The 23,917-nt window shown below is 71.4% G+C and carries 23 protein-coding genes and 2 pseudogenes; 9 read left to right on the forward strand and 16 right to left on the reverse strand.

The window, feature by feature from the left end:
* Positions 1-90: 90 nt before the first annotated feature.
* Both ABZS71_RS31835 and ABZS71_RS31840 read right to left on the reverse strand, forming a co-directional pair.
* Positions 91-1,683 (reverse strand): hypothetical protein, encoded by a 1,593-nt coding sequence (locus ABZS71_RS31835; RefSeq protein ID WP_356215581.1) that lies wholly within the window; start codon positions 1,681-1,683, stop codon positions 91-93.
* Position 1,684: 1 nt separating this feature from the next.
* Positions 1,685-1,879 (reverse strand): hypothetical protein, encoded by a 195-nt coding sequence (locus tag ABZS71_RS31840; protein WP_176179613.1) that lies wholly within the window; start codon positions 1,877-1,879, stop codon positions 1,685-1,687.
* A gap of 262 nt (positions 1,880-2,141) precedes the next feature.
* Here ABZS71_RS31840 and ABZS71_RS31845 point away from each other — a divergent pair, with 262 nt between their 5' ends.
* Complete coding sequence (locus ABZS71_RS31845; RefSeq protein WP_355848441.1) at positions 2,142-2,564, forward strand: ankyrin repeat domain-containing protein; 423 nt, start codon at positions 2,142-2,144, stop codon at positions 2,562-2,564.
* Here the strand turns inward: ABZS71_RS31845 and ABZS71_RS31850 are convergent.
* Genes ABZS71_RS31850 through ABZS71_RS31865 form a run of 4 tightly spaced genes read right to left on the reverse strand, consistent with a single transcriptional unit; the run spans position 2,533 to position 7,127 of the window.
* Positions 2,533-3,915, reverse strand: a complete 1,383-nt coding sequence (locus ABZS71_RS31850; RefSeq protein WP_356215582.1) for a GH1 family beta-glucosidase — start codon at positions 3,913-3,915, stop codon at positions 2,533-2,535. The two genes, ABZS71_RS31845 and ABZS71_RS31850, sit on opposite strands and share 32 nt — an antisense overlap.
* 20 nt (positions 3,916-3,935) lie before the next feature.
* The gene (locus ABZS71_RS31855; RefSeq protein ID WP_355848447.1) at positions 3,936-4,790 is read right to left on the reverse strand and encodes a carbohydrate ABC transporter permease; all 855 of its coding nucleotides are present in this window, start codon (positions 4,788-4,790) and stop codon (positions 3,936-3,938) included.
* Positions 4,783-5,799, reverse strand: coding sequence for a sugar ABC transporter permease (locus tag ABZS71_RS31860; protein WP_356215584.1), 1,017 nt, complete (start codon positions 5,797-5,799; stop codon positions 4,783-4,785). The genes ABZS71_RS31855 and ABZS71_RS31860 overlap by 8 nt, the downstream gene beginning before the upstream one ends.
* Before the next feature lie 11 nt (positions 5,800-5,810).
* Complete coding sequence (locus tag ABZS71_RS31865; protein WP_355848453.1) at positions 5,811-7,127, reverse strand: sugar ABC transporter substrate-binding protein; 1,317 nt, start codon at positions 7,125-7,127, stop codon at positions 5,811-5,813.
* Between the two features lie 120 nt (positions 7,128-7,247).
* On the opposite strand from ABZS71_RS31865, the gene ABZS71_RS31870 reads away from it, so the two are divergent.
* From ABZS71_RS31870 to ABZS71_RS31885, 4 genes are all read left to right on the forward strand, one after another.
* Complete coding sequence (locus ABZS71_RS31870; protein WP_356215586.1) at positions 7,248-8,462, forward strand: ROK family transcriptional regulator; 1,215 nt, start codon at positions 7,248-7,250, stop codon at positions 8,460-8,462.
* 128 nt (positions 8,463-8,590) lie between these two features.
* Positions 8,591-8,773, forward strand: coding sequence for a hypothetical protein (locus ABZS71_RS31875; protein WP_355848618.1), 183 nt, complete (start codon positions 8,591-8,593; stop codon positions 8,771-8,773).
* A gap of 102 nt (positions 8,774-8,875) precedes the next feature.
* The gene (locus ABZS71_RS31880; RefSeq protein WP_356215588.1) at positions 8,876-9,721 is read left to right on the forward strand and encodes a glycoside hydrolase family 16 protein; all 846 of its coding nucleotides are present in this window, start codon (positions 8,876-8,878) and stop codon (positions 9,719-9,721) included.
* A gap of 290 nt (positions 9,722-10,011) precedes the next feature.
* The gene (locus ABZS71_RS31885; RefSeq protein ID WP_356215590.1) at positions 10,012-10,467 is read left to right on the forward strand and encodes a peroxiredoxin; all 456 of its coding nucleotides are present in this window, start codon (positions 10,012-10,014) and stop codon (positions 10,465-10,467) included.
* An 82-nt stretch (positions 10,468-10,549) separates the two neighbouring features.
* Here the strand turns inward: ABZS71_RS31885 and ABZS71_RS31890 are convergent, their stop codons facing one another.
* The 8 genes and pseudogenes from ABZS71_RS31890 to ABZS71_RS31925 form a co-directional block, all read right to left on the reverse strand.
* The gene (locus tag ABZS71_RS31890) at positions 10,550-11,041 is read right to left on the reverse strand and encodes a GNAT family N-acetyltransferase (RefSeq protein ID WP_356215592.1); all 492 of its coding nucleotides are present in this window, start codon (positions 11,039-11,041) and stop codon (positions 10,550-10,552) included.
* Between the two features lie 133 nt (positions 11,042-11,174).
* Positions 11,175-14,105 (reverse strand): glycoside hydrolase family 2 TIM barrel-domain containing protein, encoded by a 2,931-nt coding sequence (locus ABZS71_RS31895; RefSeq protein ID WP_356215594.1) that lies wholly within the window; start codon positions 14,103-14,105, stop codon positions 11,175-11,177.
* Positions 14,106-14,383: 278 nt separating this feature from the next.
* Positions 14,384-14,539 carry a hypothetical protein gene (locus ABZS71_RS31900; protein WP_356215596.1) on the reverse strand — a complete coding sequence of 52 codons (156 nt, stop codon included), beginning with the start codon at positions 14,537-14,539 and terminating at the stop codon, positions 14,384-14,386.
* A gap of 214 nt (positions 14,540-14,753) precedes the next feature.
* Positions 14,754-15,401: an LUD domain-containing protein gene (locus ABZS71_RS31905; RefSeq protein ID WP_356215598.1), complete on the reverse strand. Its 648-nt coding sequence runs from the start codon at positions 15,399-15,401 to the stop codon at positions 14,754-14,756.
* Positions 15,398-16,879, reverse strand: a complete 1,482-nt coding sequence (locus ABZS71_RS31910; protein ID WP_356215626.1) for a lactate utilization protein B — start codon at positions 16,877-16,879, stop codon at positions 15,398-15,400. The genes ABZS71_RS31905 and ABZS71_RS31910 overlap by 4 nt, the downstream gene beginning before the upstream one ends.
* Positions 16,880-16,965: 86 nt before the next feature.
* On the reverse strand, positions 16,966-17,718 hold the full coding sequence (locus tag ABZS71_RS31915; protein ID WP_356215600.1) for a (Fe-S)-binding protein: 753 nt from the start codon (positions 17,716-17,718) through the stop codon (positions 16,966-16,968).
* A pseudogene (locus ABZS71_RS31920) lies at positions 17,709-18,128 on the reverse strand (FGGY-family carbohydrate kinase); the annotation flags it as partial. The pseudogene ABZS71_RS31920 and the gene ABZS71_RS31915, both read right to left, overlap by 10 nt.
* Before the next feature lie 62 nt (positions 18,129-18,190).
* Positions 18,191-18,723: pseudogene (locus tag ABZS71_RS31925) on the reverse strand (rhamnosidase); the annotation flags it as partial.
* Positions 18,724-18,733: 10 nt separating this feature from the next.
* Here ABZS71_RS31925 and ABZS71_RS31930 point away from each other — a divergent pair.
* Positions 18,734-19,504, forward strand: coding sequence for a sulfite exporter TauE/SafE family protein (locus ABZS71_RS31930; RefSeq protein WP_356215602.1), 771 nt, complete (start codon positions 18,734-18,736; stop codon positions 19,502-19,504).
* A gap of 116 nt (positions 19,505-19,620) precedes the next feature.
* A complete protein-coding gene (locus tag ABZS71_RS31935; RefSeq protein ID WP_355848612.1) occupies positions 19,621-20,640 on the forward strand; it encodes a LacI family DNA-binding transcriptional regulator in 1,020 nt (339 codons plus the stop codon).
* Position 20,641: 1 nt separating this feature from the next.
* Here ABZS71_RS31935 and ABZS71_RS31940 read toward each other — a convergent pair whose 3' ends face one another.
* Positions 20,642-21,745 (reverse strand): NAD(P)-binding domain-containing protein, encoded by a 1,104-nt coding sequence (locus ABZS71_RS31940; protein WP_356215604.1) that lies wholly within the window; start codon positions 21,743-21,745, stop codon positions 20,642-20,644.
* Between the two features lie 411 nt (positions 21,746-22,156).
* On the opposite strand from ABZS71_RS31940, the gene ABZS71_RS31945 reads away from it, so the two are divergent.
* Together ABZS71_RS31945 and ABZS71_RS31950 are read left to right on the forward strand one after the other, a co-directional pair.
* On the forward strand, positions 22,157-22,795 hold the full coding sequence (locus tag ABZS71_RS31945) for a class I SAM-dependent methyltransferase (protein WP_356215606.1): 639 nt from the start codon (positions 22,157-22,159) through the stop codon (positions 22,793-22,795).
* Between the two features lie 84 nt (positions 22,796-22,879).
* A complete protein-coding gene (locus ABZS71_RS31950) occupies positions 22,880-23,707 on the forward strand; it encodes a hypothetical protein (protein WP_356215608.1) in 828 nt (275 codons plus the stop codon).
* Here ABZS71_RS31950 and ABZS71_RS31955 read toward each other — a convergent pair.
* Positions 23,704-23,901: a hypothetical protein gene (locus ABZS71_RS31955; RefSeq protein ID WP_356215610.1), complete on the reverse strand. Its 198-nt coding sequence runs from the start codon at positions 23,899-23,901 to the stop codon at positions 23,704-23,706. The genes ABZS71_RS31950 and ABZS71_RS31955 overlap by 4 nt on opposite strands.
* Between the last annotated feature and the right edge of the window lie 16 nt (positions 23,902-23,917).

Consider the following 23,917-nt stretch of genomic DNA (forward strand, 5'->3'; position numbering starts at 1 on the left):
AGTCCAAGCACACCTGCTCGAACTCCTCGGCATCGACGAAACCAGACCCCGCTGGCTGGAGACCTAAAACCCCATGTGCGAAGTCACCGGCTAGCCGTCCCCGGGGGCCGTCGCCGTCAGTTCCGCGACGGCAGCAGCCTCCGGCTCCGGGAGGAGCCGGAGGACGGCCTGGCGTTGGGTCTCGCTGGTCGCGTCGTCGTGCGGATCCGGCGTGGCCGGCACCTGGAGCCGGTGGACCGGGCCCGCGCCGAGGCGGGCGTAGCCGCGGCCCGGGGGGACCTCGGGGGGCGGGGTGGTGTGCGGGGGCGACCCCAGCACGGCAGTGACCTGCTCGGCCGTGGCGGGGCCGAGCACCACCCGGGCCCGGGTGTGGGTCCGTACGGCCTCGCTCAGCCCTTCGGCGGCGTCGAGCTGATCGGCCACCACGATCCGTACGTTGGCGGCCCGCCCGTGCCGCAGCGGCACGGCCAGCAGCTCCTGGGGGTCGGTACGGCCGTCGGCCGCCGCGAGGTGGCTGAGGACCGACGGCCGGTCGAGCAGGATCCACAGCGGGCGCAGAATGTCGTCCGGCGGTGGGTGGGCCAGCTGACGGGCGCGGTTGGCGGCGATCAGGCGGCGCTCCGTCTCATGCCCGGCCCACTCCAGCGTCGCCAGCGTCCCGGCGAGCCCGCACTCCACGGCCAGCACCCCCGTCCGTCCGCTCAGACACGCGTACTCGCTGGTGCCGCTGCCGTCCACCACCAGCACATCGCCGTGCGGCAGCGCCTGCAGGGCGATGGAGCGCAGCAGGGTCGTGGTGCCGCTCCCGGGCTCACCGAGCGCCAGCAGATGCGGCTCGGTGGACCGCGGGCCGGTGCGCCAGACCACCGGCGGCACGTCCCGGGTCCCGGGTTCGTCCCCCTCGGCGCCGTCTCCCTCGGCGCCGTCGCCCTCCAGCACCGGCAGGGTCCGCTGAACCGAGGAGGCGTCGGTGAAGCCGAGCACCGTCTCGCCGGGCGCGGTGACGAAGCGCTGCGCGCGGATCGCGGTGGACAGGGCGGGCAGTACGGCCAGGGTGAGCCGGTTCGCCTCCTCGTTCCAGGTGAACAGGTACTCCCGGCCGCGCCCCGACTTCGCGTAGAGCAGCTGCTCGATCCGGGCCCGGGACTCGGCCTCGCCATCGGTGAAGTACGCGGGGTAGCGCAGATGCAGTCGGGTCAGCCGCCCGTTCTCGTCGAAGGTGAAGGAGTCGAAGGCGCCCGACCAGTCGCCGCCGTGGCTGTAGAGCGGGTTCGGGTCCTCGGCGGAGGAGAAGTACGGCACCAGGGCCTCGTAGAGCGTGCGCAGCCGTTCCGTCCCGTCGGCGCCGGGCCCGGATGTGGCGGGGCCGCGCCGCCGTCCGGCCCAGCCCGCCGCCCCGATCAGGCCGACGGCGGAGGCCAGCGGCCCGTACGGCAGCAGGTAGACGACGAAGGCGCAGGCGGCCGCGAGGAAGAGCGTGGGCCCGCGCCGCTCGCCCGGCAGCTCCACCCAGGTACGCCGCCCGGCGGCGGCGAGCACGCGCAGCCCGCGGGAGAGCGCGAGCAGCGGGTGGAGCACATCGGCGACGCTGTCGGCCGTAGTACGGGCGAACTGGCGGCCGCGGCCGAGCGCGGCGAGCGGGGCGCCGCCGATGCGGAGGCGGGGGAGCGGTGGCCGGACCACGTCAGATCTTGATCCCGCCCAGCAGGCTGGCCAGGCTCGCGCCGCCCGCCTTGATGCTCGGCGCGATCGCGGTGGACGCGAGGTAGAAGCCGAAGAGCGCGCAGACGACGGCGTGGGACCCCTTGAGGCCGTCCTTGCGGAAGAACACGAAGACGACGATGCCGAGCAGCACGACGCCGGAAATGGACAGGATCATCACGGTCTCCTGGCTGATGGGGGACGGTCAGTCACCATGAGGTGTTCCAGGCTCACAGGATGTATCCATCGAGGGAAAGGTGCAAATGGGTTGATTATCGGTGTAATCATCACAATGGGGGTGTGATGGCTGGGCCGATGGAGGTCCGCGGACGCTACGACGACGGGGGCTTCGCCGACGCGCGACGGGGCCTGCTCGCCGGGGCCCGCACTCCTTAGGGTGGTGATCACATACACAGACAGCGAAGCCGGAGGCGACACTCATGAGCGAACCGAACCCCGAGACCGAGCCCGCCCACGACCCGGAGGTGCTGCAGCTGGCGGCCAGGGTCTTCGATCTGGCCCGGCACGGTGACACGGATACGCTCGCCGCCTATGTGGACGCGGGCGTTCCGGCCAATCTGACCAATGACAAGGGCGACTCTCTGCTGATGCTGGCGGCCTACCACGGCCATCCCGCGACCGTGTCGGCGCTGCTGGAGCGCGGCGCCGACCCGAATCGCGTCAATGAACGAGGTCAGACCCCCATCGCCGGTGCCGCCTTCAAGGGCGAGGAGGAGGTGCTGAGAGTGCTGCTGGCCAGGGGCGCCGACCCGCGCGCCGGATCGCCCTCGGCCGTGGAGACCGCGCGGATGTTCGGGCGGCAGGATCTGCTCACGCTGTTCGGGACGCCTGGGCAGGGGTAGCGCGGGCCGCGCGCCCGTCCCGGACGATCGCCGCGTAGCGCCGGCCGCTCGCCTTGAGCGTACGGCGCTGCGTCGCGTAGTCCACGTACGCGAGGCCGAACCGCTTGTCGTAGCCGTACGCCCATTCGAAATTGTCCAGCAGCGACCAGGCGAAATAGCCCGCGAGCGGGGCGCCGCGATCGGCGGCGCGGGCGCATGCGGCCAGATGTTCCTCCAGATAGTGGATGCGCTCGGGGTCGTCGACCGCGCCGTCGGGGCCGGGGAGGTCGCGATAGGCGGAGCCGTTCTCGGTGACATGGATCCGCCGCGCCGCGTAGTCCTCGGTGAGCCGCATCAGCAGCTCCTCCAGGCCGCTCGCGTCCACCTCCCAGTCCATGGCGGTGCGGCGCGGCTCGGGGCGGCGGATCTGGCGGGCGTACGGGGGCGGCCCGCTGGGGTCGTCGGCTACCACATTGCGGAAGTAGTAGTTCAGACCCAGCCAGTCCAGCGGGGCGGCGATGGTCTCCAGATCGCCGGGGCGCTCGGGCAGCTCCACGCCGTACAGCCGCACCATGTCCTCGGGGTAGCCGCGGCCGTGCACCGGGTCCAGCCACCAGCGGTTGGTGTGGCCGTCGGCGCGCAGGGCGGCGGCGCGGTCGGCGTCGCTGTCGCTCGCGGGCGTGCACGGGCTCAGGTTGTTGACGATGCCGACGCGGACACCGGGCGCGGCGGCCCGGATCGCCTGGGTGGCCAGCCCGTGTCCGAGGTGGAGGTGGAAGGAGGCGCGCACGGCGGCGGTCAGATCGGTGAGCCCCGGCGCCATCCGGCCCTCCAGATGGCCGATCCAGGCCGAGCACAGCGGCTCGTTGAGGGTGGCCCAGTCGTGGACCCGGTCGCCGAGCGCGCGGGCGGCCACCGAGGCGTACGAGGCGAAGTGTTCGGCGGTCCCGCGGACCGGCCAGCCGCCGCGGTCCTGGAGCGCCTGCGGCAGATCCCAGTGGTAGAGGGTGGCGAACGGGGTGATGCCCGCTTCCAGCAGCGCGTCCACCAGCCGGTCGTAGAAGGCCAGGCCCGTGGCGTTGACCGGTCCGTCGCCGCCGGGCACGACGCGCGGCCAGGCGATCGAGAAGCGGTACGCGGTGACGCCGAGCTCCCGCATCAGCGCGATGTCCTCGCGCCAGCGGTGGTAGTGGTCGCAGGCCATGTCGCCGGTGTCGCCCCCGTCGACGGCACCGGGGACACGGCAGAAGGTGTCCCAGATGGAGGGGGAGCGGCCGTCCTCGGCGACCGCTCCTTCGATCTGGTACGCGGAGGTCGCCACCCCCCATGTGAAGTCGGCGGGGAGCGCGCTGAGGTCGGTGCGGTCGGTCACGGACTGCCTTTCGGTCGAGATCACTTGACGGCCCCGGCGGTGAGCCCGGCGACGAGATAGCGCTGCAGCAACAGGAATCCGGCGACCACCGGCACGCTGACGACGAGCGAGGCGGCCATGACCTGGTTCCAGTAGACGTTGGTCTCGGTGGCATAGCCCTGGAGGCCGACGGAGAGGGTGCGGGTGGTGTCGTTCGTCATGACGGAGGCGAACAGCACCTCGCCCCACGCGGTCATGAAGGCGTAGACGGAGACCGCGACGATCCCGGGCACGGCGGCCGGGACCACGATGCGGAAGAGCGCGCCGAGCGGACCGCAGCCGTCGACCAGCGCCGCCTCGTCGAGATCGCGGGGGATGGAGTCGAAGTAGCCGACGAGCATCCAGATCGAGAAGGGGAGCGAGAAGGTGAGATAGGTGAGGATGAGCCCGCCGCGCGAGCCGTAGAGGGCGATCCCGGTGGTGTTCCCGATGTTGACGAAGATGAGGAAGAGCGGCAGCAGAAAGAGGATGCCGGGGAACATCTGGGTGGACAGCACGGTGACGGAGAAGAAGCGGCGGCCGGGGAAGCGGTAGCGGCTGACGGCGTAGGCGGCGAAGACCGCGACCGTGACCGAGCACAGCGTCGCGGCGCCCGCCACGATCAGGGAGTTGAGGAAGTAGCGGGCGAGCGGGACGGTGTCCCAGATGTCGAGGTACGGGCGGACGGTGAAGCCGCTCGGTATCCAGTGGAAGGCGCCCTGGACGTCCTCCAGCGGCTTGAGCGAGCTGCTGAGCATGACGTACACGGGGGTCAGCGCGAAGACGGCGAGCAGGGTGAGGACGATGCGCCGGGTCCAGGTGAACGAGCTCGGCGGCGCCATCGGGGACTTAGACATCGGCGCTCTTCTTCCTCCGGTACGAGGTGGCGAGGAGATAGAGGGCCGTCACCACGAGCAGGAAGAGCAGCAGGAGCACGGACATGGCCGCGCCCGCGCCGAAGTTCCAGGTGACGAACGACGATTGATAGATATGGATCGAGATCAGGTCCGCGGCCTCCGGCGCCGACTTGCCGAACAGGACGTACGGCGTGTTGAAGTCGTTGAACGTCCACAGGAACAGCACCAGGACCAGCACCTGGTTGACGGGGCGCAGCGAGGGCAGGGTGATCCGGCGGATCTGCTGCCAGATCCCGGCCCCGTCCACGGCCGCCGCCTCGTACAGCTCACGGGGGATGTTCTGCAGCCCGGCCATCAGCACCAGGAAGGCGAACGGCCAGGACCGCCAGACGGACACCACGACGAGCGCGGTGAAGCTGTTGTCCCCGATCAGCCAGAACGGCGGGGTGTCGACCAGGCCCAGCTGGTCGTTGAGGACATGGTTCACCAGCCCGGTGTCCCGCTGGAACATGAACGACCAGGTGATGACGGCCGCGTAGACCGGCAGTGCGTACGGCACCAGGAAGGCGGCGCGCAGCAGCCCGCGGCCGCGGAACCGGTCCTGCATCAGGATCGCGGCGGCCGTGCCCAGCAGCCAGGACAGACCGACCGCGAGCGTGGTGAAGGCGCAGGTGACCAGGAAGGAGTGGAGCAGCGCCTCGCCCACCGGCGCGCTGATGTCCACGGAGACGCGGAAGTTGTCCCAGCCGGCCCAGGGGGCGGTGGTCCAGTCGCGGATGTACCGCGGGGTGAGGACCTTGAAGGCCATCGCGATGCCGACGGCCATCGGGACGAGATGGATGAGGAGTTCGAGGGCAAGGGCGGGGAGCAGCAGCAGGTAGGGCAGGCCGACGCGGCGTAACCGGGCGGGCACCCGGTCGAGTACCTGTCGGCGGGCCGGACCCGGCCCGTCCTTCCGCACGGGTCCGGTCGCCGTCGGCCTTTGCCGGGCCGTGGTGGTGACGGTCATCCGGGCGGCCTTCACTTCTTCGGCATCTGCTGCTGGGCCTTGGCGAGCTTGGCCTTGACGCTCGACTCCGTGACGGGGCGGCCCGCCGCCGCGTCCGCGAACAGCTCCTTGACGGCGGTGCCCACCAGCGTCTCGAACTGGCTCTCCTCCGGGACCTGGGGGAGCGGGGCCGCGCTCTTCGTGAGCGCGTCACGCAGCACCGAGAGATCGGGGGTGGCGAACACCTTGTCCTTCTGGGCGGAGGCGACCGGTGGCAGCGAGCCATAGGCGCCGTTGAGCGCGATCTGCTCGGCGTCGGAGGTCATGAACTTCACGAACTTCAGGGCGCCGTCGTGGTTGTCGGTGTTCTTGAAGACGGCGAGGTTGATCCCCGCGACCATGGAGTTGACGCGGCGGTCGCCGGAGGCCTTCGGGTCGAGGAGCGGTACGGGCGCGACGCCGTACTCGTCGGACTTCATCCCGTGGGAGGTGAGGGAGGTCTTGGCCGCCTGCCACAGCAGCATGGCGGCCTTGCCCTTGGCGAAGTCGCGCACCGACTGGTTCGCCGCGTACTCGGCGTTGCCCGGCGCGGCGATCTTGTCCTTGGCCATGAGATCGACATAGCCCTTGACGGCGGCGACCGCCTGCGGGCTGTCGAAGGTGGGCTTGCCGCCGGTGAAGAAGTCGGCGCCGCGCTGTTTGCCGAAGACGAAGGCGTGGTGGGCGTTCTCGGCGTAGTTGGCGCCCTCGATGGCGAGCCCGTACTGGCCGTCGCCGGTGAGCTTCTTGCCGTCCGCGGCGAGTTCGTCCCAGGTGGTGGGCGGGGCGTCGATGCCCGCGTCCTTGAACAGCTTCTTGTTGTAGTAGAGGCCGTACGCGAGGGAGTAGAGCGGGACGGCCGTCGGGACCTGGCCCTCGGCGCCGGTGGCGGCCAGGGCGGAGGGGACGAACCGGTCGACGCCGCCGATCTTCTTCAACGTCGCGGCGTCGAAGGGCAGCAGAGCGCCGCTGGCCTGGAGCGACGCGGACCAGGTATTGCCGATGTTGAGCACATCGGGGCCCTGGCCCGAGGTGGTGGCGGCGAGGATCCGATTGAGCAGATCGGACCAGGGGATGACCTCAAGATTGACCTTGATGCCCGTCTGCTTCTGGAACTTCTTCAGCTCGGGGCCGAGCACCTTCCTGTCGTGTTCCAGGCTGGTGCCCTGGTTGCTGGCCCAGTAGGTGAGGGTCTTCGGACTGTTGTTGCTGCCCTCGCCGCCCGTCGTCGACCCGCCGCCACAGCCGGTGGCGGCTGCGCAGAGGGCGAAGGCGGAGACGAGGGACGCGGCGATCCGGGATCTGCGCATGTCTGCGGCCCTTCAAGAAGTGAAGCGCTGAGCGCTTAATTCAGAGCGTGAGTTAAGTCGTGAGCGAAGGCTGCGTCAAGAGCTTGAAGTCAGGTAGGTTCGGGCGGGGGAAGGAGCCCGATGGGTCAGGTGAACAGACAAACGGTCCGCGACCTGCGGCGCGGCAACCGCTCGACGCTGCTGCGCCAGCTGTTTTTCCAAGGGCCGGTCAGCCGCCAGGAGTTGGGGGCACTCACCGGGCTCAGCTCGGGATCGGTCAGCAATGTCGTCGGCGAACTGCTCGCCGACGGACTGGTGGAGGACGCCGGCTCCGTCGACTCCGACGGCGGCCGCCCCCGTACGCTGTTGCGCGTCGCGCCCGGCAGCGGCCATCTCATCGGGGTCGACGTCGGTGAGACCCATGTCCGCGTGGAACTCTTCGACCTCGCGCTGACCGAACTCGCCCGGTGGGAACACCCGCTGACGCCGGGACGGTATGAGATCGGGCCCATCGTCGAGCACATTCTGACCGGCCTTGACGCCGTCGTCGCCAAGGCCGGGGTGGCGCCGGAGGCGGTCGTCGGTGTCGGGGTCGGCGTCCCCGGCATCGTCGAACAGGGCCCCGAGGTCCTCGTCCACGGCCAGACCACCGGCTGGGACTCGGTGCCGCTGGAGCGGCTGCTGCGCGCGGGCACCGAGCTGCCGCTGTTCATCGACAACGGTGCCACGGCACAGGGCCAGGCCGAGATGTGGTTCGGGGCCGGGCGGGGCGCGGACACCGCGGTGATCGCGCTGATCGGTTCCGGCGTCGGCGCGGCCATCGTGGCCGGCGGGGCGCCGTACCGGGGCGCGACCAGCAGCGCCGGGGAGTGGGGCCACACCGTCGTCCAGGTCGGCGGGCGCACCTGCCGGTGCGGTGCGGTCGGCTGTCTGGAGGCGTACATCGGAGCGCAGTCCGTGCTCGACCGCTACGGGCGTCCGGCGCGGGGCGACCGCGACGGCGACGGCGACGGCGGAGCCGACCAGCAGGCGGCGCTCACCGCGCTGGTGCGGGCCGCCGAATCCGAGACGCGGGCGCGCGAGGTACTGGAGGAGACCGCCGTCTATCTCGGCGCCGGCATCGCCGACTTGATCAACCTCTTCAACCCCGAGCGGATCGTCCTCGGCGGCTGGGCCGGACTGCTCCTCGGCGGCCGGGTCCTCCCCCGGATCCGCGCGGCCACCGCCGCGTACGCCCTGCGCCGGCCCTTCGCGCAGACCGACATCGGCCTCGCCCAACTGGGCCCCGACGCCGTCGCGCTGGGTGCGGCGACGCTTCCGCTGGCCCATTTCCTCGCCACCGGCGCGGCGCGCTGAGAGTTCGACTTCTGTCCCTTCTGGGCGAGTTGAACCGGGAACTGTTTCAATTTTTGAAACAAGAAGGTCCAGACCTGTTGACATGGATGTAACCCGGCTGGACATTGTGTCTCCCCGGGAGGTGACCCATGACGGTTCAGGCAGTCCAGCCGCAGCGGCGCACCACCGTGCGCGATCTGCGGCGCTACGCCCACACCACCATCGGGCTGTGCCGGCTCGGTCCCGACGCCGTCGCGCTCGGCGCCGCGACCCTCCCGGTGCGCCGCTTCCTCGCCCACGGCGCTCGTCCGCCCCGCATCTCCGTGCCGTAGCTCGGCGGCCCCCGGCCCCGTAGCTCCGGACGCACACCTTCCCCCCTCCAGGGCCGGCACCCACCGGCCCGAATCCCCCACACAGGAAAGGCACCACCCCCCATGAGAAGGACCTTGCGCACCGCCCTCATCGGCTTACTCTCGGCCACGGCCCTCGCCGCCACCCCCTGGCTCACCGCCCCGGCCACCGCCACGCCCACAGCCGCCGCGGCCACCTTCACCGACAACTTCGACGGCGCGGCGGGCAGCGCCGTCGACGCCTCCAGATGGGGCTACGAGACCGGCGACAACGTCAACAACCACGAGCGGCAGTACTACACCGACGGCACCAAGAACGCCGCGCTCGACGGCCAGGGCCATCTCGTCATCACCGCCCGCAAGGAGAACCCGGCCAACAACAACTGCTGGTACGGCCGGTGTGAATACACCTCCGCCCGCCTCTCCACCTCCCGCACCTTCACCACCGCCTACGGCCATGTCGAGACCCGTATGAAGCTCCCGCGGGGCCAGGGCATGTGGCCCGCCTTCTGGATGCTCGGCAACGACATCGGCAGCGCCGGCTGGCCCAACTGCGGCGAGATCGACGTCATGGAGAACGTCGGCTACGAGCCCAGCACCGTCCACGGCACCCTCCACGGCCCCGGCTACTCCGGCTCCGGCGGCATAGGCGCCGGCTACACCCTCCCGGGCGGCGCCAAGTTCGCCGACGACTTCCACACCTTCGCCATCGACTGGTCGCCCAACAAGATCAGCTGGTCCGTCGACGGCAACGTCTACCAGACCCGCACCCCCGCCGACCTCAATGGCAACCGTTGGGCCTTCGACCACCCCTTCTACCTCATCCTCAACCTCGCCGTAGGCGGCTACTGGCCCGGCGACCCGGACGGCAGCACCACCTTCCCGCAGCAGCTCGTCGTCGACTACGTCAGGGTGTCGGGCGGCAACTGACGGCTCTCGATCCACTCCCCCCACCCCCACCGGCCGGGCGGGCCACACCACTTGGCCCGCCCGGCCGTCAGGCTGTCCAACCGTCGGATGGTACGCCTGGCCCAGCGGCGAACAGCGCGCGCTCGCCGTCTCGAACGGGCCGACGAACCGCGCCCACTTGGGCACGTCCGTGTCGGAGTCCACACCAGCCAAGGGCCAAAGACGCGTCGAGGACGTCTCCGAGCACCTCCTCCTGGGTGCGTCCCGAGGTGCCCCCGGCCGCCCTCTCACGACCCGGGTAGCGTGCTGCCATGAACATCGGAGATGTGGTCGAGGATTTCGAACTGCCGGATGAGACGGGCGCCGTCCGCAGGCTGAGCGGACTGCTCGCGGACGGCCCGGTGGTGCTCTTCTTCTATCCGGCGGCCTTCAGCCCCGGCTGCACGAAGCAGGCATGCCACTTCCGGGACATCGCGGCGGAGTTCAAGGCCCTCGGCGCCCAGCCGGTCGGCGTCAGCGCCGACTCGGTGGAGAAGCAGGCGGAGTTCGCCCACGCGTTCTCCTTCGGCTATCCGCTGCTCTCGGACCCGGAGGGGACCGTACGGGAGCGGTTCGGGGTGAAGCGCGGTCTCGCGGCCGTCCCGACCAAGCGGGTCACGTTTGTGATCGATACCGATCGCACGGTGCTTGAGGTCGTCAAGAGCGAGTTCCGGATGAGCGTGCACGCGGACAGGGCGCTCGACGCGCTGCGGAGCCGGGCGGCGTAGCCGGAACCGCGGGACGAAAACCCGTGCCGGAGCGGCGCGTTGCGCCGCCCGGACGAAGGATTCCCGGGCCTCCGCGTGGTGATCAACGCAAGGCGACAAGCCGGCGCCGGTACCGCACACCGGGGCGCCCGTCGAGGCTGATGTCCTCCACAGCGGTGAACCCGTTACGCGTGAGCACGGCCATGGACGCCGGATTGTCGAGGGTGGTGACGGCGGTGAGTGCGGAAAGCCGGTATGCCGCGGCAGCCAGGCGGCACACTTCCTCGACCGCGGCCGTCGCCATGCCCCGGCCCGCGGCGCGCTCGCCGATCCGGTAGCCGAGTTCAGCGGCCCCTTCCTCCACGTCCACGAGATTGACGCGGCCGACCAGGTCCCCCTGGTCGGCCACGACGACATGGAAGTGACACACACCGGCGTCCTGCTCGGCGAGCAGGGCGCGGTGACGGGAGGCGAACTGGGCGAAGTACGCGTCCCCGCGGTCCGACACAGACCGTGCGAAGTACCCCCGGTTCTCTCGCTCGAAGGCCAGCAGGGTCTGCGCATGGTCGGCCCGGAGCCGCTCCAACCTCATCATGCTCGGCAGCATACGTACCGGTGGGCCACACTCGTTCCCGTACGTGGCAAGCGGCCGTCCACGGACGATGACGGGACCAGGGGCCCGGCGGCCAGGGCCCGGTGGTATCCAGCGGGCCCTGGCCGACGAGGGGTCAGCCCACCCGGGCGAAGGTGAAGGCGAACGCGGCCGGGCCCGCCACGAGGTGGTGCGGCTCCAGCACCCCGGGCCCGCAGGACTGGCTGCCGATCCCGTGCTGCCCGTGGTCCAGATTGACCCACACCGTGTCGGCGGACGCCACCAGATCCGGTGTGTGCTCGGCCGCGTCGAGCTGCTCCGTGGTCCAGCGGCGGGCGGTGAACCAGAAGGGCGGGGCGCCCTCCACGCGCAGGCCCGTGCCGTCGGGGGCGGTCAGCCGCACCCAGCGGACGTCCGCCCGCGCACCGTTCTCCTGCGGCCGGACGTACGGTGTCTGCAGGTCGTCCACCGACAGCGCCCACCGTCCGAGCCGCGAGGCCGCGCGGGTGTCCGGATACGCCTCGCCGGGGCCGCCGCCGAACCACTCGGCGTCGCCCAGCGCGGCGGGCACCCCGAGCCGTAGCCCCAGCCGTGGCAGCGGGCAGGTCCACTGGCCCCGCGGGGTGACGGAGACGGACAGGCTCAGCCGGTCGCCGTCGGTGGTCCAGCGGTAGACGGTCTCCAGGCCGAGGTCGGTGGCCGCGGGCGCGACGCGGGTACGGACGGTCAGCGCGCCGTCCGCCGCCTCCACGGCGTCGACCCGGTGGCGGACCCGGTGCAGCCCGAGCCGGCGCCAGATCAGGCCGTAGCGCTCATCGGGCTGCCAGGACGCGCCGTTGTCGTTGTCGGTGGGGGCGCGCCAGATGTCCAGCCGGGGTCCGGTGACGGCGAGGCCGCCGAGGGCGGTCAGGGCACCGGTGGCCGCGTCGAAGACACCGGGCCCGAGGACGATCCGGTCGCCGTCGCGGCGCGCTGCTGCCCCGCCCGAGGCGAGCGCCCGCGGCCGCTGCGCCCGGCCGACGGCGGGGAGTTGGCCCCAGGCCACCGGATGGCCCGCCTCGGCCCACGCTGTCGCGGTGGCGAGCCGGGCCTCGATGGTCCACCCGGTCTCGTCCCCCGGCTCGGTGGCCGCGGGGGCGGGGAGCTTGAGGTCGGCGGACTCGCCGGGGGCCAGCGGGGGCACCGTGAGCTCACCGGAGCCGACCACCTCGCCCTCCGCCTCGTACGTCCAGGAGAAGACGAGGTGGGACAGGTCGGTGACGTCGTGGTGGTTGGTGATCCGGACGGTTCCGGCGGCCCCGTCGCCCTCGATCCGGACCGGCTCGATGACCTTCTTGTACTCGATCAGACCCGGTGAGGGAGTGCGGTCGGGGAAGAGCAGGCCGTCGCAGACGAAGTTGCCGTCGTGCAGCTCCTCGCCGAAGTCCCCGCCGTACGCGTAGAAGACGCGGCCGTCGGGGGCGCGCCGGGCGAAGCCGTGGTCGATCCACTCCCAGACGAAACCGCCCTGGCAGCGCTCATGCGCCTCGAACAGCCGCTGGTACTCGCTCAGTCCGCCGGGCCCGTTGCCCATGGCGTGGGCGTACTCGCACTGGATGAAGGGCAGCGCGCGGCGCTTGCGGTCCAGCTCCGGATCGCCCCACGGCGGTTCGGAGCGCTGCCCGATCCGGTCGACCTCGTCGTGGGGCGCGTACATCCGCGAGTAGACGTCCGTATCGGCGCAGGACAGGTCCCCCTCGTAGTGGATCACCCGGGACGGGTCGCGCTCACGGACCCAGTCGGCCATGGCGGACAGTCCGCGGCCCGTGCCGCACTCGTTGCCCAGCGACCACATGACGATGGACGGGTGGTTCTTGTCTCGCTCGACCATGCGGGCGGCGCGGTCGAGGAGCGCCGGGGTCCAGCGGGGGTCGTCGACGGGGTTGCCGCGCCAGTCGAGGCCGGCGAAGCCATGGGTCTCCAGATCACATTCGTCGATGACCCACAGCCCCAGCTCGTCGCAGAGCCCGAGGAAGGCGGGGTGCGGCGGATAGTGGCTGGTGCGGACGGCGTTGACGTTGTGCCGCTTCATCAGCACCAGATCACGGCGCATGGTCGCGAGGTCCAGGGCGCGCCCGTACTCCGGATGGAACTCGTGCCGGTTGACGCCACGGAAGAGCACCCGCCGGCCGTTGACCCTGAGCAGTCCGTCCTCGACCGCGACCGTACGGAAGCCGACGCGCAGCCCCACGCTTTCGCCCACGGTGGTGAGTTCGGCCTCGTACAGCCGCGGCGTCTCCGCCGACCACGGCTCGACGGCGACCGTGGCGCTCTCCCCGGTGGCCAGGTCCAGGCCCAGTTCGGGGACGGTGACCCGGCCGCCCGGATCGGCGTCGATCCGCAGCGTGCCCTCGCCGGTGATGTGGTCGTACGAGGCGTGCACGAAGAAGTCGGACAGCGAACCCTCGGGACGGTGCTCCAGGACAACCTCGCGGAAGATCCCTGGCAGCCACCACTGGTCCTGGTCCTCCAGATAGCTGCCGGAGGACCACTGGTGGACCCGTACGGCCAGCACATTCCCGCGCCGCCGCAGCAGCTCCCCGACGGCTCCCACGGCGAACTCGTGCGGCAGCCGGCTGCCCTTGAAGGTGCCCAGCTCCTCCCCGTTGAGCCAGACCCGCGCGCAGGACTCGACGCCCTCGAAGCGCAGCACCGCGTCGCCGCCCTCCGGCCAGTCGGCGGGCAGGTCGAAGACGCGCAGATGGTCGCCGGTCGGGTTCTCCGTGGGCACGCGCGGCGGATCCACCGGGAACGGATACCGCACATTGGTGTAGATCGGTGCCCCGTGGCCGTGCAGCACCCAGTGGCCGGGCACCGGGATCTCGTCCCAGCCGCGGGCGTCGTGGCCGGGGCGGGCGAAGGAGTCGTCCTCGGCGGTGGCGGTCGGCGACAGCCTGAAGGCCCAGGTGCCGGTCAGGCTCAGCCGCGCGGCGTCGGAGGCGGGGGACCAGGCGCGGGGCGGCAGCCCTCCGCTGCCGGGGGAGACGTCCTCGTAGTAGGGAAGCGGCGTGTGCTGCGTGGAGCTCATCGTTCTCCTCGGTCAGCCCTTGATACCGGTCTGAGCTCCGATCCTGGCCGATGACCAGCGGCCAGAGGAAGGCGTCCCGGTCACTGCCGCGTCACCCGGGGTCGGGGCGTCCGGGCCGTCGTGCGGGGCCGTCGTATCGCGGCCCGTCATCCCCGTATACAGGTTGTACCCACCGAGCCCCGCGATGCCGATGAACGCCGCGAACGCCCCTCCGAGTAAGACCTTTCCCGCTGTGCGCACGGCGTCACCCGCCCCCAGGTGTGGTCAGCGCCTGCCGGTCAGGCCGCCTGCTCGATCTCGCCGCGCAACGCCCGTGTGTAGACCCGCAGCAGCCGCCCGTACTCGGCTCGCTCCGCCGGACGCAGCGCCCGGCCGGCCCGCGCGCGCAGAAAGACGCGGATCGCCTCGTTGGCCTGGTCGGTGGATATGGACATGGTGAGTAAGGCAGGTTGCTGAGGAGGAGTCGGACGCATGACCACAAGAGTAGAGGCCCCCACTGACATCGGCATCGGCTTAGAACCTCTCAACTGCACTGTTACCGGCGCTATGTGAGGAACACCGCATCCGCCGCACGGGTGTTCAGGTTTGGGACGCGGTGGCATATGCCCCGGCCCAGCCGCTGGCATCCACCCGCCGACTACCCCTCCACTACCCCTCGACGAGGACGACCTCCAGGGTGCGGGGGCCGTGCACGCCCTCCACCCGGTCCAGTTCGATGTCGCTGGTCGCCGACGGTCCGGAAATCCAGGTCAGCGGGCGGGCCGGGTCGAGGCGCTCCAGGGCCTGGGGGACCGAGTCGACGACCTGGGACGGCACCCGGATGACGCAGATGTGGTGGTCGGGCACCAGGGTGATGCGGCGCCGGCCCTGGTCGGCGGAGGCGTCCAGGACGACCGTCCCGGTCTCGGCGATGGCCACGGCGCAGCCCGTGATCACGCTCGACACCGCGTCCAGATCGTGGGGCGTCAGCTCGGCCGTGTCCGGGATCCGCCGTACGGACTCGGCGGCCGACAGCCACTCGGCGGGGAGGCCGGGCGGCACGACCGTGCTGGTCGCGCCCCGGTCGGTGAGAAGGCGGGCGATCAGGGCGGGGAGGGCCGGGGTGTCGGTGCGGTGGACGATCGCGCGGTAGTCGGCGAGGTTCTCCGCGAGGAGGTCGACGGTTTCGGCGGTGGTGCGGTCGCCGTGGACCCGGAGGTAGCCGCGGTCGACCGGCACCTCGGACGGGGTCTCGGCGCGCGGCACGTCGGCCAGGGCCCGGCGGATGCGGGCCATGACGAGGGATCGGGAGTTCATGTGCGCTGCCTTCCCTCGGCGCGGCCGGTGGTTCCCGCTGTGCCTCGGGTGCGCTGCCACCAGTCGCGGAACGACTCCTCCGGCACCTTCGGCAGCTCGCGGGTGTCGCTCCAGGCCCGCCCCGGGCCGGGCAGCCGTCGCGGATGGAAGCGGCGGGTGCGGGAGGCGAGGCGCTGCCCCGTGCGCAGCACCCGTGGATGGTCCAGCACCCAGCGGGCCGCCCGCATCGCCGCGCGCTCGGCGGCGTGGCCCTTGGCGGGTTTGATCACGGTGCGGGTGCCGCGGACGGAGGCGGGGCCGCCCTCGACCACGCGTTCCCTCAGGTGGACCAGGATCTCCGGGATGTCGATGGCCACCGGACACACCTCGTAGCACGCGCCGCAGAGGGACGACGCGTACGGGAGCGATGCGTCGAGCTCGCTCTGGGTGCCGCGGAGCTGCGGGGTGAGGATGGCGCCGATCGGCCCCGGATACGCCGAGCCGTACGCATGCCCGCCCGCGCGCTCGTACACCGGGCAGACGTTGAGACACGCCGAACAGCGGATGCAGCGCAGCGCCTGCCGGCCCACGGTGTCGGCGAGCGTGTCCGTGCGGCCGTTGTCGAGAAGGACCAGGTGGAAGGTGCGAGGGCCGTCCTCGTCCGTGGTGCCGGTCCAGGTGGAGGTGTACGGATTCATCCGCTCGGCGGTCGAGGAGCGGGGGAGCAGCTGAAGGAAGACCTCCAGATCCTGGAAGGTGGGCACCACCTTCTCGATACCGACGACCGAGATCAGCGTCTCGGGGAGGGTCAGACACATACGGCCGTTGCCCTCCGACTCCACGACGACCAGCGTGCCCGTCTCCGCCACCATGAAGTTCGCGCCCGAGATCCCCACCTTGGCGTTCAGGAACTTCTCGCGGAGGTGGAGGCGGGCGGCCTCCGCCAGATCGGCGGGCGCGTCCGTCAGCCCCTCCGGCGCCGGGCGGCCCCACTGGGACATCTTCGCCGCGAAGATGTCCCTGATCTCACCGCGGTTGCGATGGATCGCCGGGACCAGGATGTGGGAGGGCAGGTCGTCGCCGAGCTGCACGATCAGCTCGGCGAGATCCGTCTCGTACGCCGTGATGCCCGCCGTGGCGAGCGCGTCGTTCAGGCCGATCTCCTGCGTCGCCATCGACTTGACCTTGACGACCTCGCGCTCGTCCATCGCCCGTACCAGCTCGGTGACGATCCGGTTCGCCTCGGCCGCGTCCGCCGCCCAGTGCACCTGGCCGCCGGCCGCCGTGACCGCGTCCTCCAGCCGCTCCAGATAGTGGTCGAGATGGCGCAGCGTACGGTCCTTGATCGCCGCACCCGCCGCGCGCAGCCGCGCCCAGTCGTCCAGTTCGGCCACGGCGGTGGCGCGCTTGGCGCGGATGGTGTGGGTGGCGTGGCGGAGGTTGGCGCGGAGCTGGGTGTTCCGGGTGGAGGCGTTGGCCGCCTCGGGGAAGGCGGGCATGCCGAGGTAGGTGGCGGCGGTGCCTTGGTGTTTTCCGCGGTGTTTTCCGCTGTGTGTTCCGCTGTGTGTTGCGCCGTGTGGTCCGCTCACCAGATGTTTCCTTCCGTGCTGGCCAGGATCTCGGCGATATGCACGGGACGGACCGTCGAGCCCTGGCGGGCGAGCGTGCCGCCAATGTGCATCTGGCAGGAGTTGTCGACCGTACAGACGGCCTCGGCGCCGGTCCCGGTGATGTTGCGCGCCTTGTCCGCGCCCATCGCCGCCGACACGGCCGCGTTCTTGACGGCGAACGTGCCTCCGAAGCCGCAGCACTCCTCGGCGCCCGGCAGCTCCACCAGGTTCAGGCCCTGCACGGCGGCCAGGAGCGTGCGCGGGCGGTCACCCAGGTGCAGCAGCCGCAGCCCGTGGCAGGTCGGGTGATACGTCACGGTGTGCGGGTAGTACGCCCCGACGTCCGTCACCTTCAGGATGTCGGTGAGGAACTCCGTGAGTTCGTAGGTCTTGGGGACGGCGGAGGCGGCCGCGTCGGCGAGCTCCTGTCCACGGCCCTCGGCCGCCGCCTTCGCCCCGATGCGCGGGTAGTTGTCCCGCACCATCGCGGCGCACGATCCGGAGGGGGCCACGACGTAGTCGTAGTCCCGGAAGGCGGCGGCGTAGCGGCGGACGAGCGGTTCCGTCTCATGGCGATAGCCGGTGTTGAACTGCGCCTGACCACAGCAGCTCTGCTCGGCCGGAAAGCCGACGTCGATGCCCAGCCGTTCGAGGAGCGTGACCACGGCCTGGCCGGTGCGTGGGTAGAGGGTGTCGTTGACGCAGGTGATGAAGAGCGCTACGCGCACGGTTCCTCCTCCAGACGGGCGGCTGCCCGGTCCCACGCTGAATGATCACCTGTGGGCTCATACTGCCTCAGCGGCTGGGTGCTGTGAAGAAGCGCGCGCAGCTCGGGGAGGTCTCCGGTGACCGCACCGGCCGTACGGGCCCGGACCAGCACATTGCCGAGCGCCGCAGCCTCGGCCGGGCCCGCGATGACGGGGCGCCCGCAGGCGTCCGCCGTCAGCTGGCACAGCAGCTCGTTGTGCGCGCCGCCGCCCACGATATGGACCGTGTCGACCCTACGGCCGGACAGGCGACAGGCGTCGTCGATCGCGCGGCGGTGGGCCAGGGCGAGGGAGTCCAGCACGCAGCGGGTCGTCTCGGCGGGGGTGCGGGGGGCCTGCTGGCCGGTGCGGCGGCAGGCGTCCGCGATGCGACCGTAGCCGACGGCCCAGGTGTCGATGCCGATGCTGGCCAGACGGTTGTCCGTGGTGCGCACCACTGGGTGGCCACCGGGGCGTCGGTGGCCGGGTCGCCCTCGGGGAACCAGATCCACGAGGCGCCGTCCAGGTCCGGGGGCGCGGTCAGCGCGGTGGGCGCGGCGATCCAGCGCGCCTGCCACTGCCCGGAGTTGAGCAGCCCGGTCTCCCACCAGGCGGGGGCGGACCACAGGGAGGGGCGGCCGTGGTCGTCCCAGACGCGCACGGAGCAGTGGTAGCGGGTGCGCGGGCGCAGGGCCGGGCCGTCGTAGGGGACCAGGACCGACTGGCGCGCTGTCATTTTGCCGCTGTCCCATACGTCGGGGGCGCCGAGCCGGTCCGGGGAGGTGCGACCCGGATGCGGTACGCGCTCTGCAGCTGGTCGTGGGCGTCCGAGCCGAGGGTCCAGCTCAGACGGGGGTGGGGCGTGTCGAGGCCGAGCGGGTGGGCGGCGTACTCCACCGCGGTGCGCAGGACCCGCAGCCGGCCGCGGTGCCTGGCCCGGCCGCGCGGATGACCGCCCGATGCCGCCGAAGCAGATGCACGTAGCATCGGTCCTGGCATGGACACCATCACCTTTTGGGGCCTGGCCGCGCTCGCGGTGGCCGCCCTGCTCGTCGGCTTCTCGAAGACCGCTGTCAGCGGGGCCAATACCGTCAGCCTCGCCATCTTCGCGGCCGTACTGCCCGCCCGTGAGTCAACGGGGGTGCTGCTGCCGCTCCTCATCGTCGGTGACGTACTCGCCGTGTTCACCTACCGGCGGCACGCCCACTGGGTGACCCTGTGGCGTCTGTTTCCCGCGGTCGCCGTCGGCGTGGTCGCGGGTTCGGTGTTCATGCTGTGGGCCGACGACGCCGCGGTGCGCAGGTCGATCGGCGGCATCCTGCTGTTCATGGCCGCGGTCACGCTGTGGCGCCGGCGCGTGGGGACGGACGCGGCGCCGGCCACCGGGCCGACCGACGGTGGCGGCAGCGGTCGTGGCCTGGCCAAGGCCGGTTCGTACGGCGTGCTCGGCGGGTTCACCACCATGGTCGCCAACGCGGGCGGCCCGGTGATGTCGCTGTACCTGCTCTCCACGGGCTTCCGGAAGCTCGGCTTCCTGGGCACCTCGGCGTGGTTCTTCCTGATCGTGAACGTGTCCAAGGTGCCCTTCAGCGTCGGCCTCGGCCTGATCGACGGGCACTCCCTGCTGCTGGACGCGGCTCTGGCACTCCTCGTCGTACCCGGCGCGTTCATCGGCAAGGCGTGCGTCGACCGCATCGACCAGCGGCTCTTCGAACGGCTGGTGATCGCGGCGACCGTGGTCGGCGGACTCCAACTGCTGCTGCGCTGAGCGGCCCCCGGGCCCGACCGGTGGCGGGTTGGGGGAAGATTCCCTGGGTGACGCCTAGCATGGTCCCGCGACCGGGGTGGGTCGCGGGAAGGCGGATGGTCGGGGTCGTGGGACGCATGGTGGGGATCAAGGACGTCGCGCGGCAGGCCGGAGTGTCCGTCGGCACGGTCTCGAACGTGATCAACCGGCCGGAAATGGTCGCCGAGGGGACGCGCGACCGGGTGCAGGCCGCCATCGAGCGCCTCGGCTATGTGCGCAGCGAGTCCGCGCGTCAGTTGCGGGCGGGGCGCAGCCGGATCATCTCGCTGCTGGTGCTCGACATGGCGAACCCGTTCTTCGTGGATGTGGCGAGCGGTGCCGAGCGCGCGGCACGCGAGGCGGATCTCGGCGTGATGGTGTGCAACAGCGCCCAGAGCGTCGATGAGGAGGCCGACTATCTCGCGCTCTTCGCCGAGCACCGGGTGCGCGGGGTGCTGGTTACCCCGGCCGACGCCACCGGGGCTAATCTGGAGAACTTCCGGCGCCATGACATCCCCTTCGTCTTCGTCGACCGCGAGGTGCCCAGCGAGGAGGGCTGCTCGGTGTCGGTCGACGACATCGAGGGCGGTGCGCTCGCGGGCCGCCATCTGATCGCCCAGGGCCACCGTTCCCTCGTCTACGTCAGCGGCCCGATGCAGCTCCCGCAGTGCCAGGACCGGCGCGCCGGGGCGCTCGCCGCGTTCGCCGAGGAGGGGCTGCCGCCGGAGGCGCTGCTGCACATCGAGGCCGAGCGGCTCGATGTGGCCTCGGGCCGGGACGCGGGGGCGCGGCTGCTGGGCATGTCGCCGCGGCCGACGGCGGTGTTCTGCGCGAATGACTTGCTGGCGCTGGGGGTGCTCCAGGCGCTCTTCGCGGCCGGGGTGTCGGTGCCGGGCGATGTGGCGCTGGTGGGGTACGACGACATCGAGTTCGCGGCGGCCGCGGCGGTGCCACTGACCTCGGTGCGCCAGCCCGCGTTCCGGATGGGGCGTACGGCGGCGGAGCTGTTGATCGAGGAGACGGGTGAGGACGCGGAGGGCCATCAGCACCGGCGGATCGTCCTCCAGCCCGAACTGGTCGTACGGGACTCGACGTTCGCGCCGAAGCCCAGCACATGAATCAGACCCCCGCCGGAGCCGCGGAGGCCGGGGCCGGATCCAGCAGTTCCCGGATCTCCCGTACCGCCGCCCGCCCCGCGCGGTTCGCGCCGACCGTGGACGCCGACGTTCCGTAGCCGACCAGATGGATCCGGGGGTCCCGGACGGCCCTGGTCCCCTCGACGGCGATCCCGCCGCCCGGCTCGCGCAGCCTCAGCGGTGCGAGGTGGTCGATCGCGGCGCGGAAACCGGTGGCCCACAGGATGGTGTCCGCGGCCACCGTGCGTCCGTCCGCCCAGGTCACGCCGGACGGAGTGATCCGGTCGAACATGGGCAGCCGGTCCAGGACCCCCTGTTCACGGGCGCGCCTCATCGCCTCGGTCATGGGCAGCCCGGTCACGGACACCACGCTCTGCGGCGGCAGCCCCCGCCGTACCCGCTGCTCGACCAGCGCGACGGCCGCCCGCCCCTGGCCCTCGCCGAACGGCCCCTCGCGGAAGACCGGGGGCCGCCGCGTCACCCATGTCGTCTCCGCCGCCACCTCGGCGATCTCCAGCAGATGCTGTACGCCGGAGGTGCCGCCCCCGACGACGACCACCCGCCGGCCCGCGAACGCCTCGGGCCCCGGGTACCGCGACGTATGCAGCTGGCGGCCCCGGAAGGTCTCCTGGCCGGGATAGCGCGGCCAGAACGGGCGGTCCCAGGTCCCCGTCGCGTTGATCAACGCCCGCGCCGACCAGACCCCGGCCGAGCTCTCCACCAGCAACCGCCCCCCGTCGCCCTCGCGTACGGCGGTGACGTGGACGGGGCGGGCGACCCGGAGGTCGAAGGCGCGCTCGTACCGTGCGAAATACGCGCCGATGACCTCCGAGGAGGGCCGCTCGGGGGCGGCCTCGGCCTCGGCCTCGCCGAGCCGCATCCCCGGCAGGTCGTACATGCCGTGCACCTTGCCGTACGTCAGCGACGGCCACCGGTACTGCCACGCGCCGCCGGGCCGTGGTGAGTGATCGAGCACGACGAAGCCGGTCCCGGGCTCGTACCCGGCCCGCCGCAGATGGTAGGCGCCGGACAGCCCAGCCTGCCCGGCGCCCACCACCACGACGTCCACCTCGGCTATGTCGTTCATGTTTGTACCAACTCTGCTCCGGTGCGGGATCTTCCCGCGCTTTCAGCCGCATCCCACAGCGCTCGGCGACCCGCACCGCGTCCTGCAGCGCCGGTGCGACCAGGCGCGGGCATCGTCTCGCGCCGTCGCCGTCCGCGAGTGCGACGTCAGATGCGGTCTGGGCGGGTGGATGCGCACGTGATGCCGCACTCGATGCCGAGCTCCCCGGGGGTACCCCCAAAAAATGCTTGATCTGGCGCAACTGTTTTGTCAAGCGATTTCAGATAAGCACCCCCACCGGCCCGGCGGACGGCGACGGAGCCGGGCCCCGCCCCCGGCGAACCGCTGCTCAATCGCCGAAGGCGCAACGATGCCCGCACCCTCATGCAAACCGTTCGCGGAACGCGTCGGCCCCGACTACAGTGCGCCGCCGTGGACATCGACGATCCCAAGGATCTGGTCAGGCGAGGGTACGACGCGCTCTCCGGCCACTATGAGCGGTCCTACGCCGCCGAGACGAAGTACCAGCCCTGGATCAGCGCCTTGTGCGGCCGCATCCCGTCCGGGAGCACCGCGCTGGATCTGGGGTGCGGCTGCGGTATTCCAGTCGCTCGCGCGCTGACCTCGGCAGGACACCGTGTCACCGGTGTCGACATCAGCGAGGTGCAGATCCGCCGGGCGCGGGAGCTCGTGCCGGATGCCGAGTTCATCCACGCCGATGCCACGACCGTGGACTTCCCGGCCGCGTCGTTCGACGCCATCGTCTCCTTCTACGCGCTCATTCACATTCCCCTCGCGGAACAACTTCCCCTCCTGGCAAGGATCGCGACCTGGTTGCGACCCGGTGGCTGGTTCCTCGGCACCACTGGCCACAGTGCATGGACCGGCACTGAGGACAACTGGCTCGGAGGCGGAGTCCCCATGTGGTGGAGCCACACGGACGCCGCGACCAATCGGGCCTGGATCACCCAGGCCGGTCTGACCGTCGAGCGTGAGGAGTTCGTATCCGAAGGCGATGGCGGGCACGCTCTGTTCTGGGCACGTCGCCGCCTTGTCGGACCCAGGCGGTAAGGTCCAACGACTTCGGGGGGATCCACGGGGAGGGCGTTGAAGGTGTCGAAGTGCGGGCGATGGTTAGCCGTTCCGCTGCTGGCCATGCCGATGGCAGGGTGCGGGGACGGGAGCGGGGCCACGGACGGCGCGCCGTCGAAGGACGCACCGCGGCTGCCGATGGCCCGGTACCAGCCCGGTGACGACGGCTACAAGCGGTACAACGAGGCGCAGGACCGGCTGGCGCAGCGGTGCATGGTGGGCCTCGGGTTCGACGACTTCCCGTTGCACCCGAAGATGCCGGGCAGCGGCGTGACGCTGGTGGCGGTGGCCATGTCGACGCCGTACGGCCAGCTCGACCTCGACCACGCCCGGCGGTGGGGCTACGGCTGGGATCCGAAGAAACGGGACAAGGGGGAGCCGGACGGGCGTGCGACGACGAGCGAGGAATTCGCCGTGCTGTACGGCCGGCAGAGCCGGAAGGCCCCGAAGAGCGGCTGCTCGGGGCAGGCGGACCGGCGGCTGCTCAAGGGCGTCAAGGACCCCGCGCGCATGTGGACCTACCCCTCCGGGCGCGAACGGCGCTTGGAGAAGGCGGCGAAGAAGGACCCGCGGGTGCGGCGCGCCCTGGAGTCATGGGCGCAGTGCGTCGTGAACAAGGGGTTCAAGCGGTACAAGAGCCCGGAGGACGCCTTTCGGGACAAGGCATGGGGGCGCGGCCAGAACGGCAACACCACTCGTACGAAGCGGGAAATGGGCACGGCCGTCGCCGATATCGAGTGCAAGCGGGAACACGACACCGTCGGTGTGTGGTCGGCGGTGCTCGCCAAGCGGCAGCGGGCCGAGATCATGGCACACAAGGCCGACTACGAGGCCGTACGCCGTGACCTGGACACGCTGAAATCCAACGTACGGTCGGCACTCGACGGCTAGCGGTCGCGCACGGCGGCGGAGACCTCTCGGAGGGCCGCGGTCGCGGTCTCGGCCGCGTCCGTCGGCAGCGCGCGGAACAGTTCGTGTTGGGCCGAGGCGGTGGCGCGGACCGCGCGCTCGGCGAGGTCGGCGCCCGTCGGGGTGAGGCGCACCCGGGCGACGCGGCCGTCCTCGGCGTCGGGGGCGCGCTCCACCAGGCGGCGGGCGGCC

The sequence above is a fragment of the Streptomyces sp. NPDC005393 genome (assembly GCF_040606675.1).
Lineage (GTDB): Bacteria > Actinomycetota > Actinomycetes > Streptomycetales > Streptomycetaceae > Streptomyces.

Coding starts and splice junctions, on each gene's coding strand:
- ABZS71_RS31840 (WP_176179613.1), bottom strand. CDS start 1,879: ATGATCCTGTCCATTTCCGGCGTCGTGCTGCTCGGCATCGTCGTCTTC.
- ABZS71_RS31845 (WP_355848441.1), top strand. CDS start 2,142: ATGAGCGAACCGAACCCCGAGACCGAGCCCGCCCACGACCCGGAGGTG.
- ABZS71_RS31855 (WP_355848447.1), bottom strand. CDS start 4,790: ATGTCTAAGTCCCCGATGGCGCCGCCGAGCTCGTTCACCTGGACCCGG.
- ABZS71_RS31860 (WP_356215584.1), bottom strand. CDS start 5,799: ATGACCGTCACCACCACGGCCCGGCAAAGGCCGACGGCGACCGGACCC.
- ABZS71_RS31865 (WP_355848453.1), bottom strand. CDS start 7,127: ATGCGCAGATCCCGGATCGCCGCGTCCCTCGTCTCCGCCTTCGCCCTC.
- ABZS71_RS31870 (WP_356215586.1), top strand. CDS start 7,248: ATGGGTCAGGTGAACAGACAAACGGTCCGCGACCTGCGGCGCGGCAAC.
- ABZS71_RS31875 (WP_355848618.1), top strand. CDS start 8,591: ATGACGGTTCAGGCAGTCCAGCCGCAGCGGCGCACCACCGTGCGCGAT.
- ABZS71_RS31880 (WP_356215588.1), top strand. CDS start 8,876: ATGAGAAGGACCTTGCGCACCGCCCTCATCGGCTTACTCTCGGCCACG.
- ABZS71_RS31885 (WP_356215590.1), top strand. CDS start 10,012: ATGAACATCGGAGATGTGGTCGAGGATTTCGAACTGCCGGATGAGACG.
- ABZS71_RS31890 (WP_356215592.1), bottom strand. CDS start 11,041: ATGATGAGGTTGGAGCGGCTCCGGGCCGACCATGCGCAGACCCTGCTG.
- ABZS71_RS31895 (WP_356215594.1), bottom strand. CDS start 14,105: ATGAGCTCCACGCAGCACACGCCGCTTCCCTACTACGAGGACGTCTCC.
- ABZS71_RS31900 (WP_356215596.1), bottom strand. CDS start 14,539: ATGTCCATATCCACCGACCAGGCCAACGAGGCGATCCGCGTCTTTCTG.
- ABZS71_RS31905 (WP_356215598.1), bottom strand. CDS start 15,401: ATGAACTCCCGATCCCTCGTCATGGCCCGCATCCGCCGGGCCCTGGCC.
- ABZS71_RS31910 (WP_356215626.1), bottom strand. CDS start 16,879: ATGCCCGCCTTCCCCGAGGCGGCCAACGCCTCCACCCGGAACACCCAG.
- ABZS71_RS31930 (WP_356215602.1), top strand. CDS start 18,734: ATGGACACCATCACCTTTTGGGGCCTGGCCGCGCTCGCGGTGGCCGCC.
- ABZS71_RS31935 (WP_355848612.1), top strand. CDS start 19,621: ATGGTGGGGATCAAGGACGTCGCGCGGCAGGCCGGAGTGTCCGTCGGC.
- ABZS71_RS31940 (WP_356215604.1), bottom strand. CDS start 21,745: ATGAACGACATAGCCGAGGTGGACGTCGTGGTGGTGGGCGCCGGGCAG.
- ABZS71_RS31950 (WP_356215608.1), top strand. CDS start 22,880: ATGCCGATGGCAGGGTGCGGGGACGGGAGCGGGGCCACGGACGGCGCG.